The sequence below is a fragment of the Streptomyces sp. SID9727 genome, assembly GCF_010550605.1.
In the GTDB taxonomy this organism is placed as follows: Bacteria; Actinomycetota; Actinomycetes; order Streptomycetales; family Streptomycetaceae; genus Streptomyces.
Map to the genome: position 1 here is coordinate 22553 of NZ_JAAGNI010000480.1, position 17893 is coordinate 40445.

The 17893-nt window shown below is 72.8% G+C and carries 17 protein-coding genes; 7 read left to right on the forward strand and 10 right to left on the reverse strand.

The features are described 5' to 3' along the window. Positions 1–6: 6 nt before the first annotated feature. Genes G3I41_RS33345 through G3I41_RS33360 form a run of 4 tightly spaced genes read right to left on the reverse strand, consistent with a single transcriptional unit; the run spans position 7 to position 4256 of the window. Positions 7–786: a CDP-alcohol phosphatidyltransferase family protein gene (locus G3I41_RS33345; protein WP_164404264.1), complete on the reverse strand. Its 780-nt coding sequence runs from the start codon at positions 784–786 to the stop codon at positions 7–9. Beyond that, on the reverse strand, positions 764–1825 hold the full coding sequence (locus G3I41_RS33350) for an iron-containing alcohol dehydrogenase family protein (RefSeq protein WP_164404265.1): 1062 nt from the start codon (positions 1823–1825) through the stop codon (positions 764–766). Before G3I41_RS33350 ends, G3I41_RS33345 begins: the two co-directional genes overlap by 23 nt. After that, on the reverse strand, positions 1813–2550 hold the full coding sequence (locus G3I41_RS33355) for a phosphocholine cytidylyltransferase family protein (RefSeq protein ID WP_164404266.1): 738 nt from the start codon (positions 2548–2550) through the stop codon (positions 1813–1815). Before G3I41_RS33355 ends, G3I41_RS33350 begins: the two co-directional genes overlap by 13 nt. After that, entirely contained in the window at positions 2547–4256 is a 1710-nt protein-coding gene (locus G3I41_RS33360) for a DUF5941 domain-containing protein (protein ID WP_343242276.1), read from the reverse strand. The genes G3I41_RS33355 and G3I41_RS33360 overlap by 4 nt, the downstream gene beginning before the upstream one ends. Between G3I41_RS33360 and G3I41_RS37755 the strand changes: the two genes are divergently transcribed. The 3 genes from G3I41_RS37755 to idi all read left to right on the forward strand — a co-directional run bounded on the left by G3I41_RS37755 (position 4194) and on the right by idi (position 6424). Further along, positions 4194–4328 carry a hypothetical protein gene (locus tag G3I41_RS37755; RefSeq protein WP_343242274.1) on the forward strand — a complete coding sequence of 45 codons (135 nt, stop codon included), beginning with the start codon at positions 4194–4196 and terminating at the stop codon, positions 4326–4328. The genes G3I41_RS33360 and G3I41_RS37755 overlap by 63 nt on opposite strands. Before the next feature lie 406 nt (positions 4329–4734). Next, positions 4735–5673, forward strand: coding sequence for a cation diffusion facilitator family transporter (locus tag G3I41_RS33365; protein ID WP_164404267.1), 939 nt, complete (start codon positions 4735–4737; stop codon positions 5671–5673). A gap of 157 nt (positions 5674–5830) precedes the next feature. Continuing rightward, positions 5831–6424 (forward strand): isopentenyl-diphosphate Delta-isomerase, encoded by a 594-nt coding sequence (gene idi / locus G3I41_RS33370; RefSeq protein ID WP_164404268.1) that lies wholly within the window; start codon positions 5831–5833, stop codon positions 6422–6424. Between the two features lie 13 nt (positions 6425–6437). Here idi and G3I41_RS33375 read toward each other — a convergent pair whose 3' ends face one another. After that, positions 6438–6893 (reverse strand): ATP-binding protein, encoded by a 456-nt coding sequence (locus G3I41_RS33375; RefSeq protein WP_164404269.1) that lies wholly within the window; start codon positions 6891–6893, stop codon positions 6438–6440. Between the two features lie 279 nt (positions 6894–7172). Between G3I41_RS33375 and G3I41_RS33380 the strand changes: the two genes are divergently transcribed. Further along, positions 7173–7934 carry an enoyl-CoA hydratase/isomerase family protein gene (locus G3I41_RS33380; protein WP_164404270.1) on the forward strand — a complete coding sequence of 254 codons (762 nt, stop codon included), beginning with the start codon at positions 7173–7175 and terminating at the stop codon, positions 7932–7934. Here the strand turns inward: G3I41_RS33380 and G3I41_RS33385 are convergent. Both G3I41_RS33385 and G3I41_RS33390 read right to left on the reverse strand, forming a co-directional pair. Next, positions 7921–8556 carry a DJ-1/PfpI family protein gene (locus tag G3I41_RS33385; protein WP_164404271.1) on the reverse strand — a complete coding sequence of 212 codons (636 nt, stop codon included), beginning with the start codon at positions 8554–8556 and terminating at the stop codon, positions 7921–7923. The two genes, G3I41_RS33380 and G3I41_RS33385, sit on opposite strands and share 14 nt — an antisense overlap. 30 nt (positions 8557–8586) lie before the next feature. Further along, entirely contained in the window at positions 8587–9546 is a 960-nt protein-coding gene (locus G3I41_RS33390; protein ID WP_164404272.1) for a GlxA family transcriptional regulator, read from the reverse strand. 134 nt (positions 9547–9680) lie between these two features. Here G3I41_RS33390 and G3I41_RS33395 point away from each other — a divergent pair, with 134 nt between their 5' ends. Then, entirely contained in the window at positions 9681–10538 is an 858-nt protein-coding gene (locus G3I41_RS33395; RefSeq protein WP_164404273.1) for a hypothetical protein, read from the forward strand. A gap of 153 nt (positions 10539–10691) precedes the next feature. Beyond that, the gene (locus G3I41_RS33400; RefSeq protein ID WP_164404274.1) at positions 10692–13049 is read left to right on the forward strand and encodes a Tex family protein; all 2358 of its coding nucleotides are present in this window, start codon (positions 10692–10694) and stop codon (positions 13047–13049) included. Positions 13050–13203: 154 nt separating this feature from the next. Here the strand turns inward: G3I41_RS33400 and G3I41_RS33405 are convergent, their stop codons facing one another. The 3 genes from G3I41_RS33405 to G3I41_RS33415 form a co-directional block, all read right to left on the reverse strand. Further along, positions 13204–14418, reverse strand: a complete 1215-nt coding sequence (locus G3I41_RS33405; protein WP_164404275.1) for an amidohydrolase — start codon at positions 14416–14418, stop codon at positions 13204–13206. Continuing rightward, positions 14412–15128: a GntR family transcriptional regulator gene (locus G3I41_RS33410; protein ID WP_164404276.1), complete on the reverse strand. Its 717-nt coding sequence runs from the start codon at positions 15126–15128 to the stop codon at positions 14412–14414. The genes G3I41_RS33405 and G3I41_RS33410 overlap by 7 nt, the downstream gene beginning before the upstream one ends. A gap of 101 nt (positions 15129–15229) precedes the next feature. Beyond that, positions 15230–16867, reverse strand: coding sequence for an ABC-F family ATP-binding cassette domain-containing protein (locus G3I41_RS33415; RefSeq protein WP_164404277.1), 1638 nt, complete (start codon positions 16865–16867; stop codon positions 15230–15232). A 73-nt stretch (positions 16868–16940) separates the two neighbouring features. On the opposite strand from G3I41_RS33415, the gene G3I41_RS33420 reads away from it, so the two are divergent. Continuing rightward, positions 16941–17864, forward strand: coding sequence for an FAD-dependent oxidoreductase (locus tag G3I41_RS33420; protein WP_343242275.1), 924 nt, complete (start codon positions 16941–16943; stop codon positions 17862–17864). The last annotated feature ends 29 nt before the right edge of the window (positions 17865–17893 follow it).

The following is a 17893-nucleotide window of genomic DNA, read 5'->3' on the forward strand; positions in this document are numbered from 1 at the left end:
GTGTGCTCACTTCAGCCTGCTCGATGCCAGGACCGACACGAGGTGCAGCAGGGTCTGGAGCAGGGCGATGCCCGCCAGGACCGCGACCGCGAGGCGGCTGAAGAAGAAGTCGTCCCGCACCTCGTCCAGGACGGCCGCGACCAGGATGACCAGGGACGCCTCGACGCAGAGGATGAGCCGGTGGAACTTGAGCGCGCCGGCGGCCCGGCGGGCGAACGCCATGCCGGAGGAGCGCGGCTCGGAGGCGGACTCCTTGACCGGCGGCAGTCCGCCCTGGTGGCGGGCGACGCCGACCAGGTCCGTCTCGGCCTTGATCAGGATCGCGCCGAGCGCGGCGAGCGTGCCGAGGAAGGCCCACAGCCAGTCGATGCGGCCGGTGCCCCACAGGTCGGCGGCGCGCAGGCCGAAGCCGACGAGCACGGCCGCGTCGCACAGGTAGGCGCCGACCCGGTCGAGGTAGACGCCGCCGAGCGAGAACTGCTTCTTCCAGCGCGCGACCTCGCCGTCCACGCAGTCGAGCAGCAGGTACAGCTGGACCATCACGACGCCGAGCACCGCGCCCCAGATGCCCGGGACGAGCAGGGCGGGCGCGGCCAGCACACCGGCCAGCGTCATCAGGTAGGTCAGCTGGTTGGGCGTGACCTTGGTGTTCACCAGGTACCGGTCGATGCGCAGGGAGACCTCGCGCATGTATATCCGGCCCGCCCAGTGTTCACCGCTGCGCCGGTCCTTGACGCCCGGCGGGTGAACGACCGGGCGGAGTTCAGCTACTGATGGTCTTGGCATAGTCGGCGTACGCGTCCCTGATCTGGTCGGTGGAGAGGCTGAGGTGTTCCAGGACCGTGAAGCGTCCCGGGCGGGTCTGGGGGGCGTACTCGACGGCCTGGACGAATTCGTCGGCGGTGAAGCCGATCTCCTCGGGCGTGACCGGCAGGCCGTGCCTGCGCAGTACGTCGGCGAAGAGGCCCGACTCGTCCACGGCGCCGCGCAGGTGCATGGCGAAGGCGGCGCCGAGGCCGACCTGCTCGCCGTGGCTGGCGGCCCGCTTCGGGAAGAGCAGGTCGAACGCGTGGCTGATCTCGTGGCAGGCGCCGGACGAGGGCCGGGTGTCGCCGCTGATCGAGATGGCGATGCCGGAGAGCACCAGCGACTCGGCGAGGACGGTGAGGAACTCGTCGTCGGCGACGGTGCCGGGGTGGCGCAGGACGGCCTCGCCGGCGGTACGGGCCATGGCGGCGGCGAGTCCGTCGATCTGTTCACCGTTGACCTGGTGCGAGAGTTCCCAGTCGGCGATGGCGGAGATGTTGGAGATCGCGTCGCCGATGCCGGACCGCACGAAGCGGTCGGGGGCGGTACGGATCACCGACAGGTCGATCACCATGGCGATGGGCATGGGCACGCCGTAGGAGCCCCGGCCGTTGTCGTTGTCCAGGGTGGCGACCGGCGAGCAGAGGCCGTCGTGGGCGAGGTTCGTGGCGACCGAGACCAGCGGCAGGCCGACCCGGGCCGCGGCGTACTTCGCCACGTCGATGATCTTGCCGCCGCCGAGGCCGACCACGGCGTCGTAGCGCTTGCCCTTGATGTCGTCGGCCAGCTGCACCGCGGCGTCGATGTTGCCGCCGGAGACGCAGTACCAGTCGGCGCCCGGCAGGGCCGGGGCCAGCTTCTCGCGCAGGGCCAGCCCGGAGCCGCCGCTGATCGCGATGGCGAGCTTGCCGGAGGCGGAGATCCGCTGGTCGGCGAGGAGCCCGGCCAGATCGTGCATGGCACCCCGGCTGATGTCGACGAAGACCGGGGACGGGATGAGTCGGGTCAGTACCGGCACGCGATCTCCCGGCCCTTCGCGAGGTCGTCGTGGTTGTCGATCTCGACCCAGCTCACGTCACCGATGGGGGCGACGTCCACGGTGAAGCCGCGGTTGACGAGCTCCTGGTAGCCGTCCTCGTAGTAGAGGTCCGGGTCGCGCTCGAAGGTGGCCTTCAGCGCGTCGGCCAGCTCCTCGGCCGCCTCGGCCTCGATGAGGGTGAGGCCGATGTACTCACCGGTGGCCTCGGCCGGGTCCATCAGCTTGGTGATCCGCCGGACGCCCCTGCCGTCCTCCACGACGACCTTCATCTCCTCGTCGGCGAGGGACTTCACCGTGTCGAGGGCGAGGATGATCTTCTTGCCGTCGCCGCGGGCGGCCAGCAGCGTCTTCTCGACGGAGACCGGGTGCACGGTGTCGCCGTTGGCGAGAAGCACGCCGCGCTTCAGCACGTCACGGGCGCACCACAGGGAGTAGGCGTTGTTCCACTCCTCGGCCTTGTCGTTGTCCACAAGGGTCAGCTTCAGGCCGTAGGCGGCCTCCAGCTCCTCCTTGCGGGCGTAGACGGCCTCCTTGCGGTAGCCGACGACGATCGCGGCCTCGGTGAGCCCGATCTCGGCGAAGTTGGCCAGCGTGAGGTCGAGGATCGTCTTCTCGCCGTCCACCGGCACGAGCGCCTTGGGCAGCGTGTCGGTGTAGGGGCGCAGGCGCCGTCCTGCGCCGGCTGCCAGTACGAGGCCGATCATGCGGGTTCTCCTTCGTCGTGAACGGCGGGCGCCCCGGAGGACACCCAGAAGCGGATGGACTCCACCAGCACGATCACTGCCACGGCCACGGCGAGCGCGGTGAGCGCCGTGGTGAAACCGGAGGCTCCGGTGAGTGCGGCGGCGAGCACGGCCACGACCAGGGTCCGGCCCTCGTGTCCGCCGATCGTGCGCACCAGCCACTGGGGCGGGGCGCCGGTGCCGCCTCGGATGCGGTACACCGTGTCGTAGTGATGGTAGGCGACCGCCGAGACCAGTCCGAAGGCCGCGGGGAGCGCCCCGTCGATGTCGCTTCGGGCGGCCAGGATCAGGACCGTGCAGTACTCGGCGGCCCGGAAGACCGGGGGCACGAGCCAGTCGAGGGCGCCCTTGAGGGGGCGGGCCACGGCTATGCCGGAGCAGATGGCGTAGAACGCGGCGGCGATGACCGTCTGGCGGCTGCCGAAGGGCTGCTGGAGCGCGGCGGCGATCAGCGCGCCGGTGCCGACGAGGGCCACCACGGGGGCGGTCCAGGCGCCGCCGATCCTGGGCCCCCGGGCGGCGATCAGCTGGGCGATCGGGCCGGAGTCCGCGAGGTCGGCGAGGGCCTGGGCGGCGCGGTCGGTGCGTCGGGCCTTGCGGGTCAGGGAGCGCAGGAGACGGCCCGCGGTGGTGTAGCAGGCGGCGAATGCGCAGCCGATGAGCAGGGCGTAGAAGACGACGCGCGGGGTGGTGACGGCGGTGAGCACGGCGATCATCGCCCAGCGCTCGCCGATCGGGAGCACGATCATGCGCCGCAGCCAGACCGTCCAGCCGACGCTGTCGAGCTTGTCGGAGAGGGCGGCCGTGGGGCTGCTGTTCGCCACCGCGTCGTGGTTGGCCTCGTTGAACGAGAAGTCGATGATGTGGCGGCAGGACTGGAGGACCATCGCGCCGAGCGCCAGCGCCCAGACGTCGTCGCCGTTGCGGGCGGCGCCGAGGGCGAGGCCCGCGTAGTAGGCGTACTCCTTGGCGCGGTCGAAGGTGGCGTCCAGCCAGGCGCCCATCGTGGAGTACTGGAGCGAGTAGCGGGCGAGCTGCCCGTCGGTGCAGTCCAGTACGAAGGAGAACAGGAGCAGGAGGCCCGCCGCGACGTACCCGCCCCGGGTGCCGGTGGCCGCACAGCCGGCCGCTATCAGCGCGGTCAGCAGGGAGGCGGTGGTGACCTGGTTCGGGGTGAGTCCCCGGCGCGCGCACCAGCGGGCGATGTAGCGCGAGTACGGGCTGATGAAGTGGGTGGTGAAGAAGCCGTCGCGGGCCTTCACCGCGCTGCGCAGCCGGACCGCTTCGTCGTCCACGGCCTCGACGTCCGACCGGGCGGCGGCGCGGCCGGTCTCGTCGGTGGGCACGGTGGCGACGAGTGAGCCCAGCTCGGGGCGCTGCACCTGGGTGCCCCCGGCCTCCATGGCCGCCGCGAGCCTGCCGGGCACCGTGCGGTCGGTGACCGTGGCGGTGCCGCCCGCGGGCACTCCGGCGCCGACCGCGTCGGTGGTGGCGCGCAAGGCTCCGAGCAGGGCGGGGCGTGCCTCGGCCTGTGCGGTGAGGGCGCCGGGCACGGTCGCCGCGGGGAAGCGGGGGTCGGTCAGCGCGAGCCGCAGGGCGTGGCGGTGGCCGACGAAGCGGGGGTCGACCAGGGCTACGCGGTGGGCCGCCGGGACGGCGGCCAGCAGGGTGGCCGCTTCGGTGACGTCGGCGGCTGCCCGAACGTCGAAGCCCAGCGACCGCAGATCGTCCTCCAGTGACGATCCGGGCAGCGGAGCACCTGTGAGAATGGCGGTCGACAGACGAACTCACTCCTTGGGTGCTGACACGGATCGGCACGCGACAGTGCGGCCAGAAGCGGCCGGCGGCATGTCGGCAGAGGCTATCGGATGAACGGAAGCGCGAGTTCACCGCCCGTTCGTGCTCCGTTCCGGGCGGGGCCGGTCCCCGCGCTCCGCCCGCGATCATCATCGTCGATGGCCGCCCCGCCTGACAAAACCGGGCGCCTGCGTACCGCGCCAGGGCTCTGACCTGCGTGCGTTTACGCAGGTCAGAGCCAATGACAACGGTGTTCAGTGCCGTGTTGCCCGATACCCCCCACCCGTAGTTGACTGGCAGGGCCCGGGCCGGACGCCCGGGTCCGCGAGACGACCGGGAGGCGTCCCCATGGGGGCAGGGCACGATCACGGACACGCGCACGGGCCGGCCCTCACCGGCACGGCCGCCGCCGCGCACAGAGGGCGGCTGCGCATCGCGCTCTGCATCACCCTGGCCGTGACGGTCATGGAGATCGTCGGCGGTGTGCTGTCAGGCTCCCTGGCGCTGATCGCCGACGCGGCCCACATGGCGACCGACGCCCTGGGGCTGGGGCTGGCGCTGCTGGCGATCCATTTCGCCAACCGGCCGGCCGGCCCGAACCGCACCTTCGGCTACGCCCGGGCGGAGATCCTGGCCGCCCTGGCCAACTGCTGCCTGCTGCTCGGGGTGGGCGGCTATCTGCTCTTCGAGGCCGTGGAGCGCTTCATCGACCCGGCGGAGACCCGGGGCGGGCTCACGATCGCCTTCGCCCTGGTGGGTCTCGTCGCGAACGCGGTGTCGCTGTCGCTGCTGACGCGCGGGCAGCAGGACAGCCTCAATGTGCGCGGCGCCTATCTGGAGGTGCTGGCGGACACGCTGGGTTCGGTGACCGTGCTGATCTCGGCGGGCGTCGTCATGGCGACCGGGTGGCAGGCCGCGGACCCCATCGCCTCGCTGGTCATCGGGCTCATGATCGTCCCGCGTACGGTGCGGCTGCTGCGCGAGACGCTGAACGTGCTCCTGGAGGCGGCGCCCCCGGGCGTCGACATGGGCGAGGTACGCGACCACATCACGGCGCTGCCCGGCGTGCTGGACGTGCACGATCTGCACGCCTGGACCATCACCTCCGGGATGCCGGTGCTCTCGGCGCATGTAGTGGTGCAGCAGGACCTGCTCGACTCGATCGGCCACGAGAAGCTGCTGCACGAGCTCCAGGGCTGCCTCGGCGACCACTTCGACGTGGAGCACTGCACCTTCCAGCTGGAGCCCAGCGGGCACGCGGAGCACGAGGCGAGGCTCTGCCGCTGAGCACCGGTCCGGCGCGGCCCGAGGTGTAGGGTTTCGCGGACGTGTGCGGGCGGACATGCCAGGCCCTCGAGTACGGACAAGCTGCTTTTGTACGGCAGACTTGAGCAGACTCGACGGGACCGGCTGCACGGGGCCGGGACCACAGCGAAGGATGGGTATGCCGACCACACCAGTCACCGCGGCGAACACCTCGTCGAACGGCACAGCGGAAGCGATCATGCTCGAACTGGTCGACGAGAACGGCACCACCATCGGCACGGCGGAGAAGCTCTCCGCCCATCAGGCACCCGGCCGGCTGCACCGCGCGTTCTCCGTGTTCCTCTTCGACGAGCAGGGCCGGCTGCTGCTCCAGCAGCGCGCCCTGGGCAAGTACCACTCCCCCGGCGTCTGGTCCAACACGTGCTGCGGCCACCCCTACCCGGGAGAGGCGCCGTTCGCCGCCGCCGCCCGGCGTACGCACGAGGAGCTGGGGATCTCGCCCTCGCTGCTGGCCGAGGCGGGCACCGTCCGCTACAACCACCCGGACCCGGCGTCGGGCCTGGTGGAGCAGGAGTTCAACCACCTCTTCGTGGGGCTCGCGCAGACGCGGCTGCGGCCCGATCCGGAGGAGGTCGGCGGGACGGCCTTCGTGACGGCGGCGGAGCTGGCGGAGCGGCACGGGCGTGAGCCGTTCTCCGCGTGGTTCATGACCGTGCTGGACGCCGCGCGTCCGGCGATCCGCGAGCTGACCGGGGACGGCGCCGGCTGGTAGGTCCGCGGAGCGGTCAGAGGGCGGTGCTCAGCGGCAGGGCCGCCCAGATGACCTTGCCGCCGCCCGCGGTGTGCTCGACGTCGCAGGTGCCGCCCGCCTCCCGGGTGATCTCGCGGACCAGCAGCAGCCCCCGGCCGCCGGTCTGCGCGTAGTCGGTCTCCAGCGCGGTCGGGCGGTACGGGTGGTTGTCCTCGACGGACACCCTGACCCAGTCCGCGCCCACGGCGACCTCCACGGCGAGCTCGGGTGAGAGCAGCGCCGCGTGCTTGACGGCGTTGGTGACCAGCTCGGAGACGATGAGCAGCAGGCCCTGGGTGATGTCGTCCTCGATCGGCACGTTCTGGCGCTTCAGCAGATCACGCACGGCGTGCCGGGCCCGGGGTACGGAGACGTCCGAGGCCGGGGCGGTGAACCGCCAGACCCCTTCGTACGGCACGGGCCGGGCGGGGACACTCCCGCGGCTCTCCATAGTCCGGCACCCGCTCTCCACTCGTAGGGACTTCACATCGAGTACAGGGTGGCGGGCGCGGTTGCTTCGGCCTGTGCTACTGAACACAAGTCGAGCCCTATTGACCGAACTCGACTTCAATCGCGCACATGTGTCGGTTTTCAGACCGCTTCTGCCCGTCCTGGGTGAGCGGGTCCGTCTTCGTGTCCGGACCGTCCACCCGGGGCCGGCTCTTCGTGCGTGACCGTCGCGCGCCCCCTTGCTGCTCGTAGGTTCGGACACCACGGATAGCATCCGGCCATGGACCGTACGGAACCCCGGGTGGAGCACACCGTCGCCGACGGTGTCGCCACCGTCGTCATCAGCAACCCCGCCAAACGCAACGCGATGACGGCCGCCATGTGGGAGGCGCTGCCGGTCCTGCTCGACAAGCTGGCCGCCGACCCTTCCGTGGGGGCCCTGGTCCTCAGAGGCGCGGGCGACACCTTCTGCGCGGGCGCCGACATCTCCTCGCTCCGGGACCCGGGGAGCGATCCGCAGAAGCTGGCCGTCGCGGCCGAGGAGGCGCTGGCCGCGTTTCCGCTGCCGACCCTCGCGGCGGTGCGCGGCCACTGCGTGGGCGGCGGGAGCCAGCTGGCCGCCGCCTGCGATCTGCGCTTCGCGGCCGAGGGCGCCCTGTTCGGAGTCACCCCGGCCAAGCTGGGCATCGTCTACCCCGCGTCGTCCACCCGCCGCCTGGTCGCCCTCACGGGGCCCGCGACGGCCAAGCACCTGCTGTTCTCCGGTGAGCTGATCGACACGGAGCGGGCGTTGCGGACGGGCCTGGTGGACGAGGTGCTCCCGGCCGACGGGCTGGACGAGCGGGTCGCCGCCTACGTACGCACCCTGGTGTCCCGGTCCCGGCTGACCCAGGCCGCCGCAAAGGAGTTCGCGGCCGGGCGCGAGGACCGGGACGAGCACTGGGCCGGGCAGGCGCGGGGCTGCGGCGACACCGCGGAGGGGGTCGCCGCCTTCCTGGAACGCCGCACGCCCCGCTTCGGCTGGGCGCCTACCGCAGGATGAAGCGGCTCCGGCCCCGCCACTCCTCGACGAGGTCGGCCGGAGCCTTGTCCGGCGACCCGGCGTCGTAGGGCGGCTGGGGGTCGTACTCCGTCAGCAGCTGTACGGCCTGGGCGGTGCGGTCGCCGGCGATGCGGCCGAGGAGGGTGAGGCCCATGTCGATGCCGGACGAGACCCCGGCGGCGGTGACGTACTTGCCGTCGAGGACCACGCGCTCGCCGGTGGGCTCGGCGCCGTGGTCCCTGAGCTGGTCGAGCGCCAGCCAGTGCGAGGTCGCGCGCCGTCCCTTTAGGAGTCCCGCGGCTGCCAGCAGCAGCGATCCGCTGCACACGGAAGTCGTCCAGGTGGTGGTCTCGTCCACGCGGCGCAGCCAGCCGAGCAGGTTCTCGTTCTCCATCTGGTGGTGCTGCCCCGGGCCGCCGGGGACGATCACCAGGTCGGGGGCGGGGGTCTCCTCGAAGGTGCGGTGGGCGACCAGTTCGAGCGTGCCGCTGTCGTTGCGTACCGCGCCCGCCCGTTCGGCGACGAAGACCGTCTCGGCGCCGGGGGCGCGGGACAGGATCTCGTAGGGGCCGACGGCGTCCAGCGCGGTGAAGCGGTCGAAGAGGGCGATGGCGATCTGCATGGGGTTGCTCCCTGTCTGTCGTACGGGTGGTCAGGAGTGGTCGGCGGTGCCGAAGCGGCGGCGGTATTCGGCCGGGCCCGCGCCGAGCGCCTTGACGAAGGCCCGCCGCATCGCCTCCGGCGTGCCGTAGCCGCAGCTGCGGGCGATCCCGGCGACCCCGTCGGTGGTGTCCTCCAGGAGCCGTCGGGCGTGTTCGAGGCGGACCCGGTCGACGTACCGGCCGGGCGTGGTCCCCGTCTCCGCCTGGAAGGCGCGGGCGAAGTGGCGGGGCGAGAGGCGGGCGCGGGCTGCCAGGGCCTCGACGGAGAGGTCGGCGCCGGGGTGCTCGGTGATCCAGTGCTGCACCTCGCGCAGCGGTTCCCGCCGTGCCGTCTGGGCGCTGAGCTGGGCGCTGAACTGGGACTGGCTGCCCGGCCTGCGCAGGAAGACGACCAGATGCCGGGCGACCGTCAGGGCGACGTCCCGCCCGTGGTCCTCCTCGACCAGGGCCAGCGCGAGGTCGATGCCCGCGGTGACCCCGGCGGAGGTGGCGATCCTGCCGTCCCGTACGAAGATCGGCTCGGGATCGACCTCGACGGCCGGGTACTCGCGGGCCAGCTTCTCGCACACGTTCCAGTGCGTCGTCGCCCGGTGCCCGTCCAGCTGTCCGGCCGCCGCGAGCAGCAGCGCCCCGCTGCACACGGAGACCAGCCGCTCGGGCAGCGGCCCGTGCGCGCGCAGCCAGTGGACGAGCGCGGGGTCGGGATCCCGGGTGCCCGCACCGCCGGGGACGAGGAGGGTGTGGGGTGTCGGCGCGTCGGCGAGGCTGCCGTCGGGGACGAGGGTGAGGCCGCAGGAGGTGCGGACCGGGGCGCCGGCCGGCGAGGCGGTGCGCAGCCCGTACGAGACGCCCGGGAAGCGCGAGGCCCCGGCGAAGACCTCCATGGGGCCGGTGACGTCGAGGCTCTGGATGCCGTCGAAGAGGACGACGAGCACGGATCGCTGCTGCATGTCCGCCATCCTGGGCGGCCCCCGCGATGGCCGCAATGACGGGTTCCCCACCTTTTCTGCCCTCACCGGCTGCGGCGCAGCTCACGTGCGCCAGGGGGTTCCTGCCCGTACCAACCAGTCGGTAACGTGCCGGTATGAGTACTCTCCCGCCTCGTGCCGGGCGGCGTTGCCACAACGCCCTGAACCCGCTGCACTCGTCGCTCTACTTCTCCCCCGACCTCGGCAAGGAGCTCGGCGGGATCGGGATAGAAGACCCCTCCGCCGCCTACTTCGCCACCCGCGCCGCCGCGATGGGCGCGGTCGGGGCGGAGACCGTGACCGCGACCTTCTACAACTTCAACCACGCGCTCGTGGCCCGGCACGTGCCCGCGATCTGGGACATCGCCCCGCCCGCGAAGGTCCTGGACGCGCGGCTGCGCGCCGCCGACGCGACGCTGCGCCGGCTGCTCGGCGAGGAGATCATCGCCTCCCCCGAGATGGCCGAGGCCGCGCGGCTCGCCCTGCGCGCCACGGAGGGCTGCACCCGGCACGCCCGGCCGCTGTACGCCGCGCACGCCGGTCTGCCGGTGCCCGACGAACCGCACCTGGCGTACTGGCACGCGGCGACGCTGCTCCGCGAGCACCGGGGTGACGCCCACCTCGCCGCGCTCCTCACCGCCGGGCTCGACCCGCTCGAAGCGCTGGTCAGCCACACCGCGACCGGGAAGGGCATGGCGATCCGCTGGCTTCTGTCCAGCCGGGGCTGGCGGCGCGCCGACTGGGAGGACGCGTCGGAGCGGCTGCGGGGGCGCGGGCTGCTCACCGCGGAGGGCGAGCTGACAGAGGAGGGCGCCGCGCTGCGCAAGGAACTGGAGGAGACCACGGACCGGATGGACCTCGGCCCGTACGAGCACCTGGGCGGACTGGGGGTGGCCCGGCTGACCGAGCTGGGGCGCGGCTTCCTCGCCACGGCCGCGGCGGCTGGCGCCTTCCCGGCGAGCGCGACGGGCTGACCCGCGAAAACGGCGTACCGCTCCCTGGGGTGGCCGGGCGACACGGCACCCGGCCACCCGGCACAATGCAGGACGTGTGGCTCCGGGACCGTCCCAGCGGCGGCCGGGGGCCCGACCAGCACAGCCAGCAGGAGAAGGCGAGTCGGTAGAACCGTGACGACGTCCATCGAAGGCAGGATCGCCGAGGAGCTCGGCGTACGCGAGCGGCAGGTGAAGGCGGCCGTCGAGCTGCTCGACGGCGGGTCCACCGTGCCGTTCATCGCGCGCTACCGCAAGGAAGCGACCGAGATGCTCGACGACGCGCAGCTGCGCACGCTCGAGGAACGGTTGCGGTACCTGCGGGAGCTTGAGGAGCGCCGGACGGCGGTCCTCGAATCCGTACGGGAGCAGGGCAAGCTGGACGAGGCTCTGCAGGCGCGGATCCGGGCCGCCGACACGAAGGCGCGCCTGGAGGACATCTACCTCCCGTTCAAGCCGAAGCGGAGGACGAAGGCGCAGATCGCCCGGGAGGCCGGCCTCGAACCGCTCGCCTCCGGCCTGCTCGACGACCCTACGGTCGATCCGCTCGCCGCCGCGGCGGCGTTCGTGGACGCGGACAAGGGGGTCGCGGACCCGGCGGCGGCGCTGGAGGGCGCCCGCGCCATCCTCACCGAGCGCTTCTCGGAGGACGCCGACCTGATCGGCGAACTGCGCGAGCGCATGTGGACGCGCGGGCGGCTGGTGGCCCGGGTACGGGCCGGCAAGGAGGAGGCGGGTGCCAAGTTCGCCGACTACTTCGACTTCGCCGAGCCGTTCACCGCGCTGCCCTCGCACCGGGTCCTGGCGATGCTCCGGGGCGAGAAGGAGGACGTGCTCGACCTGGTCCTGGAGCCGGAGGAGCCGTCCGAGACGCCCGGTCCTTCCTCGTACGAGAACATGGTCGCCCGGCGCTTCGGCGTGGGCGACCGGGGACGCCCCGGCGACAAGTGGCTGGCCGACACGGTGCGGTGGGCGTGGCGGACCCGCATCCTGGTGCACCTCGGCATCGACCTGCGACTGCGGCTGCGCACGGCGGCGGAGGACGAGGCGGTACGCGTCTTCGCGTCGAACCTGCGGGATCTGCTGCTCGCCGCGCCGGCCGGGACGCGGGCGACGCTGGGCCTCGACCCCGGTTTCCGTACCGGAGTGAAGGTCGCCGTCGTGGACGCGACCGGCAAGGTCGTCGCGACCGACGTCATCCACCCGCACGTCCCGGCCAACAAGTGGGACCAGTCGCTCGCCACGCTGGAACGGCTGGCCCGGGAGCACCGGGTCGAGCTGATCGCCATCGGCAACGGCACGGCGTCCCGGGAGACGGACAAGCTCGCCGGTGAGCTGTGCGCGAAGCATCCCGAGCTGAAACTGACCAAGGTGATGGTCTCGGAGGCGGGTGCCTCCGTGTACTCCGCCTCGGCGTTCGCCTCGCAGGAACTCCCCGACATGGACGTCTCCCTGCGTGGTGCCGTCTCGATCGCGCGGCGGCTCCAGGACCCGCTGGCCGAACTGGTGAAGATCGACCCGAAGTCGATCGGTGTCGGGCAGTACCAGCACGACCTGTCCGAGGTGAAGCTCTCGCGGTCGCTGGACGCGGTCGTCGAGGACTGCGTGAACGGGGTCGGCGTCGACGTCAACACCGCGTCCGCTCCGCTGCTGTCCCGGGTCTCCGGCATCGGCTCGGGGCTCGCCGAGAACATCGTGGCGCACCGCGACGCGAACGGGCCGTTCGCGTCCCGCAGGAGCCTGAAGGACGTGGCCCGGCTGGGCCCGAAGGCGTACGAGCAGTGCGCGGGCTTCCTCCGGATCCGCGGCGAAGACCCGCTCGACGCGTCGAGCGTGCACCCGGAGGCGTACCCGGTGGTGCGGGCGATGGTGAAGAGGACCGGCGGGGACGTGGCCGCGCTGATCGGCAACACGGGTGTCCTGCGGTCGTTGCGGGCCGACGACTTCGTCTCAGAGAAGTTCGGGCTGCCGACGGTGAGCGACATCCTGAAGGAACTGGAGAAGCCGGGCCGCGACCCGCGTCCCGCCTTCAAGACCGCCACCTTCAAGGAGGGCGTCGAGAAGATCGGCGACCTGGAGTCCGGGATGGTGCTGGAGGGCGTCGTGACGAACGTCGCCGCCTTCGGGGCGTTCGTGGACATCGGGGTGCATCAGGACGGGCTGGTGCACGTGTCGGCGATGTCGCGGTCGTTCGTGAAGGATCCCCGGGACGTGGTCAAGCCGGGGGACGTGGTGCGGGTGAAGGTGATGGAGGTCGATATCCCGCGGAAGCGGATCTCGTTGACGCTGCGGTTGGACGACGAGGCGGCCGGGGGCCGCGAGACCTCTTCGGGGGGTGAGCGGGGTGGGCGGCCGCCTCGGCCTCGGCAAGGGGGCGGGGGTGGTGGCCGCCAGTCCCGTGGCGGCGGGGGTCGGTCCGCGCCGGCGGCGGCTCCGGCGAGCGGGGCGATGGCTGACGCGTTGCGGCGGGCGGGGTTGCTGAAGGGCGAGTAGATGGGGGTCGGGGGTGGGGTGCGGGTTCGTTGCGCCTGCGGCGGGCCCGTTCCCCACCCCGCCCCTTCCCGAAACCGGGGCTCTGCCCCGGACCCCGCGCCTCGAACGCCGGCGAGGCTTGGTTTCGCGCCGGGACTTCGTGCCGGGGTGGGTTCTACGCAGCAGGGCTGAGGGTCAGACCGTCCGATACCACGCGGCCCTCGTGCAGCACCGTGCGGTCCTCCCCGCGGTCCATCACCGCCGATGTCACGGTCTCGCCCGCGAGCAGGAGCAGGTCCGCCCGCGCGCCCACCGTCACGCCCGGGCGGTCCGTCGTGGAGGCCAGACGAGGCGGTCCTCCCTGGAGGATGGACGCCCCGCCCACCGTGGCCACGGCCACGGCGTGTTCGATCAGGTCGTCCGCGCGGTAGCCGTTCGTGAAGGCCAGCTGCCAGGTGCGGTCCAGCATGTCGCCGTTGCCGTACGGGGACCAGAAGTCGCGCTGGCCGTCCTCGCCCAGGCCCACCCGGACGCCCGCGGCGGTCAGGTCGGCCAGCGGGAGGGAGTGGTGCCGGGCGGGTGCCACGGTCGCCATCGCGATGTCCAGTTCGGCGAACTCCTCGGTCAGGCGGCGCGTCGTCGCCTCGTCCACCGAGCCCAGGTCGTAGGCGTGCGAGATCGTCACCCGGCCGGCCATGTCCAGGGCGCGCACGCGCTCCAGGATCAGGTCGACGCTGAACACGCCGAGCGCGCCCGGCTCGTGGAGGTGGAAGTCGACCGGCGCGTGGTGGCGCTCGGCGAGGCCGAAGACGATGTCGAGGTGGCGTACGGGGTCGCGGTCCAGGGTGCACGGGTCGATGCCGCCGACCACGGCGGCGCCGGAGGACAGGGCCCGGTCCATCAGCTCCGGCACGCCCTTCTCGCGGACCAGGCCCGCCTGCGGGAACGCCATGATCTCGACGTCGCACCGCCCGGCGTGCGCCTCCTTCGCCGCGAGGACGCCCTCGAAGCGTTCGAGGCCGCAGTCCGCGTCGATCTGGGCGTAACTCCGTACGCGGGTGGTGCCGCGCTCGATCATGCGGCCCAGGGTGTACGTGGCCCGGCGGGCCACGTCCCACTCGTCCTCGCGCCAGTGCTCGCGGTCGTTCATCATCATGCCCCAGACGCCGGGGGCGCCCGTGTGCGGGCGGAACGGCAGGCCCATGCGCGTGGAGTCCAGGTGGCAGTGGACGTCCGAGAACGACGGCAGGGCGAGCCGTCCCCGCCCGGCCACCGTGTCCTCCGCGGCTGCGCGGGCCGGGTCGTGCGGGGTGATCGCGGTGATCACCCCGTCCTCGACGGTGAGGTCGCTGGGCTCTCCGCCCCATGGACGGACGTCGCTGATCAGCATCCGGTGCTTCTCCTGTGCGGGTGTGTGGGGTTCTCTCCATCGGGCGGGAGGATTCCCGCCAACGCCGTCAGGGACGGCTCCCTCCCCCGTTCGATGTGCGCGTACGCGAGTGCCGCGGCCAGGTCCGGCTTGCCCGCGTGGATCGCGGCGCAGATGTCCCGGTGTTCCGCGCACTGCACGTGCGGGTCGCGGCCACCGGTGAGGCTGAACAGCCACTGCACCAGTCCGAGCGAGGGCTGCCACGCGTCCCGGAGCAGCCGATTGCCGGTCATCGCGACGATCTCCGCGTGCAGGGCGGTGTTGGCCGCCGGGATCTCCGCCGCGTCGCCCCGTGCGGTGGCGGCCTCCGCCGCCTCCATCGCCGCCCGCAACCGCTCCCCGTCTCCCCCGGCCGCGCAGGCCTCGGCGGCCCGGCGGGCGGCGAAGACCTCCAGGCTGAGGCGGAGGTCGAAGAGTTCGGCGACGTCCCGCAGCGAGAGGTCGCGTACGGAGGCGCCCCGGCGCGGGGACATGACGACCAGGCCCTCGCCGGCCAGCCGGGTGAGCGCCTCGCGGACCGGGATGCGCGAGACGCCCAGGTTCTCGGAGAGCTCGCGCTCGCGCAGCCGTGAGCCGGGCGGGTGCGCCCCGGAGAGGATGCCCGCGCGGATCGTCCGCTCGGCCCGGTCGGCGTGCGAGGCGCCGGAGTCGTCGCCCGCTTGAGTCGTCACCAGACGACCGTAGCACTTGGTATGCCAAACGCTACGGTCGCGGGCATCGATACGGATGGCTGGGGCGAATATCGGGCGTCTGGCATACCAGACGCGGACCCTCAGACCTCCGTCACTCTGCCTTCCGCCACCTCGACGCGGCGCGTCGTGCGCACCGCCTCCAGCATCCGCCGGTCGTGCGTCACCAGGAGCAGCGTTCCGGTGTACGAGTCGAGCGCCGACTCCAGCTGTTCGATCGCCGGGAGGTCCAGGTGGTTCGTGGGCTCGTCCAGCACCAGGAGATTGACGCCCCGCCCCTGGAGAAGGGCGAGCGCCGCCCGGGTGCGCTCGCCCGGCGAGAGGGTGGTCGCCGGGCGCATCACGTGGTCGGCGCGCAGACCGAACTTGGCGAGCAGGGTGCGCACGTCGGCGGGCTCCGTCTCCGGGACGGCCGCGCAGAACGCCTCCAGGAGCGTCTCCGAGCCGTGGAAGAGCTTGCGCGCCTGGTCCACCTCGCCGACGACCACGCCGGAGCCCAGGCTCGCGTGCCCCGAGTCCAGCGGCAGGCGGCCCAGGAGCGCGGCCAGCAGGGTCGACTTCCCGGAGCCGTTGGCGCCCGTGATGGCGACCCGGTCCGCCCAGTCGATCTGGAGCGAGGCGGGGCCGAACACGAAGTCGCCGCGCACGACGCGGGCCTCGCGGAGGGTGGCGACGACCGAGCCGGAGCGCGGCGCGGAGGCGATCTCCATCCGCAGTTCCCACTCCTTGCGCGGCTCGTCCACCACGTCGAGCCGTTCGATCATGCGCTGCGTCTGCCGGGCCTTCGCGGCCTGCTTCTCGCTGGACTCGCTGCGGAACTTGCGGCCGATCTTGTCGGAGTCGGTGGCCTTGCGGCGGGCGTTCTTGACGCCCTTGTCCATCCAGGAGCGCTGCATCAGGGCGCGGCCCTCCAGCGCCGAGCGCTTGTCGGCGTACTCCTCGTACTCCTCGCGGGCATGCCGCCGGGCCCGCTCGCGCTCCTCCAGGTAGGCCGCGTAGCCACCTCCGTACAGGTTGATCTGCTGCTGGGCCAGGTCGAGTTCGAGGACCTTGGTGACCGTCCGCATCAGGAACTCGCGGTCGTGACTGATGACGACGGTGCCGGAGCGCAGTCCGGAGACGTACCTCTCCAGGCGTTCCAGGCCGTCCAGGTCCAGGTCGTTCGTGGGCTCGTCGAGCAGGAAGACGTCGTAGCGCGACAGCAGGAGCGAGGCGAGTCCGGCGCGGGCCGCCTGGCCGCCGGAGAGCGCGGTCATCGGCAGGTCGAGGCCGACGGTGAGGCCGAGTTCGGCGGCGGTCTCCTCGGCCCGGTCGTCCAGGTCCGCGCCGCCGAGGGCGAGCCAGCGCTCCAGGGACTCGGAGTACGCGTCGTCCGCGCCGGGAGCGCCCTCGACCAGGGCCTCCGTGGCGGCGTCCATGGCGGTCTGGGCGTCGGCGACGCCGGTCCGGCGGGCCAGGAACTCCCGTACGGTCTCGCCGGGGCGCCGCTCGGGCTCCTGGGGCAGGTGGCCGACGGTCGCGGTGGGCGGGGAGAGCCGGAGCTCGCCCTCCTCCGGCTGGTCGAGACCGGCGAGCAGCCGGAGCAGGGACGATTTTCCGGCGCCGTTGACTCCGACGAGACCGATCACGTCCCCGGGGGCGACCACGAGGTCGAGCCCGGCGAACAGCGTGCGGTCGCCGTGTCCGGCGGCGAGATCCTTGGCGACGAGAGTGGCAGTCATCAGGGGGCCGATCCTAATCGGCGGGACACCGTCTAGGGTCCGGGGCAAGCAGGCGGACCGGGAGGCGGCAGTGGTGGCGGACGTGATCGTGGTGGGCGGCGGGGTCAGCGGACTGACCACGGCGAAGGTGCTGGCCGAACGGGGGCACCGGGTGCGGGTGTGGTCGCGGGAGCCGGCCGGCGACACGACCTCGGCCGTGGCGGGCGCCCTGTGGTGGCCCTACCGGATCGAGCCGCTGGACCGCGTCGGCGGCTGGTCGCTGGCCGCGCTGCGGTGGTACGAGGAGCTGGCCGCCCGCCCGGAGGAGACCGGCGTACGCCTGGTCGACGGGCTCCACCGGGGCGAGCGCCTGGCGCACCTCGGCCCGTGGGCCGGGGAGTTGGCGGAGGCCGTGGAGACGGCCGAGGGCCTGCGGTGCCGGCTGCCGCTGATCGACATGCCGGCGCACCTGTCGTGGCTGGAGGACCGGGTACGGGCGGCCGGGGGCGCGGTCGAGCGCCGCACGGTCGCCTCCTTCGCCGAGGCCGCCGCGGAGGCGGGGACGGTGGTCAACTGCGCCGGGCTCGGTGCCCGCGACCTGGTCCCGGATGCCGGGGTGCGCCCGGTGCGCGGGCAGTTGGTGCTGGTGGAGAACCCGGGGATACGGGAGTGGTACACGGAGGCGGACCCGGCGTCGAGCGAGACCACGTACTTCTTCCCGCAACCGGGCCGCCTGGTGCTCGGCGGCACGGCGACGGCCGACGACTGGACCGCGGGGCCCGATCCCCGTACGGCGGAGGAGATCGTGGAGCGCTGCGCCCGGGTACGTCCGGAGATCGCCGACGCGAAGGTGATCGGCCACCGGGTGGGCCTCCGCCCGGCCCGGGACGCGGGGGTCCGCATCGAGGCGGAGCCCCTGGCCGGGGGCGGGCGGCTGGTGCACAACTACGGGCACGGGGGCGCGGGTGTGACGGTGGCGCTGGGCTGCGCGCGGGAGGCGGCCCGGCTGGTGGGGTGAGGGGCCGGCGCGCGACGGCACGGTGCGGC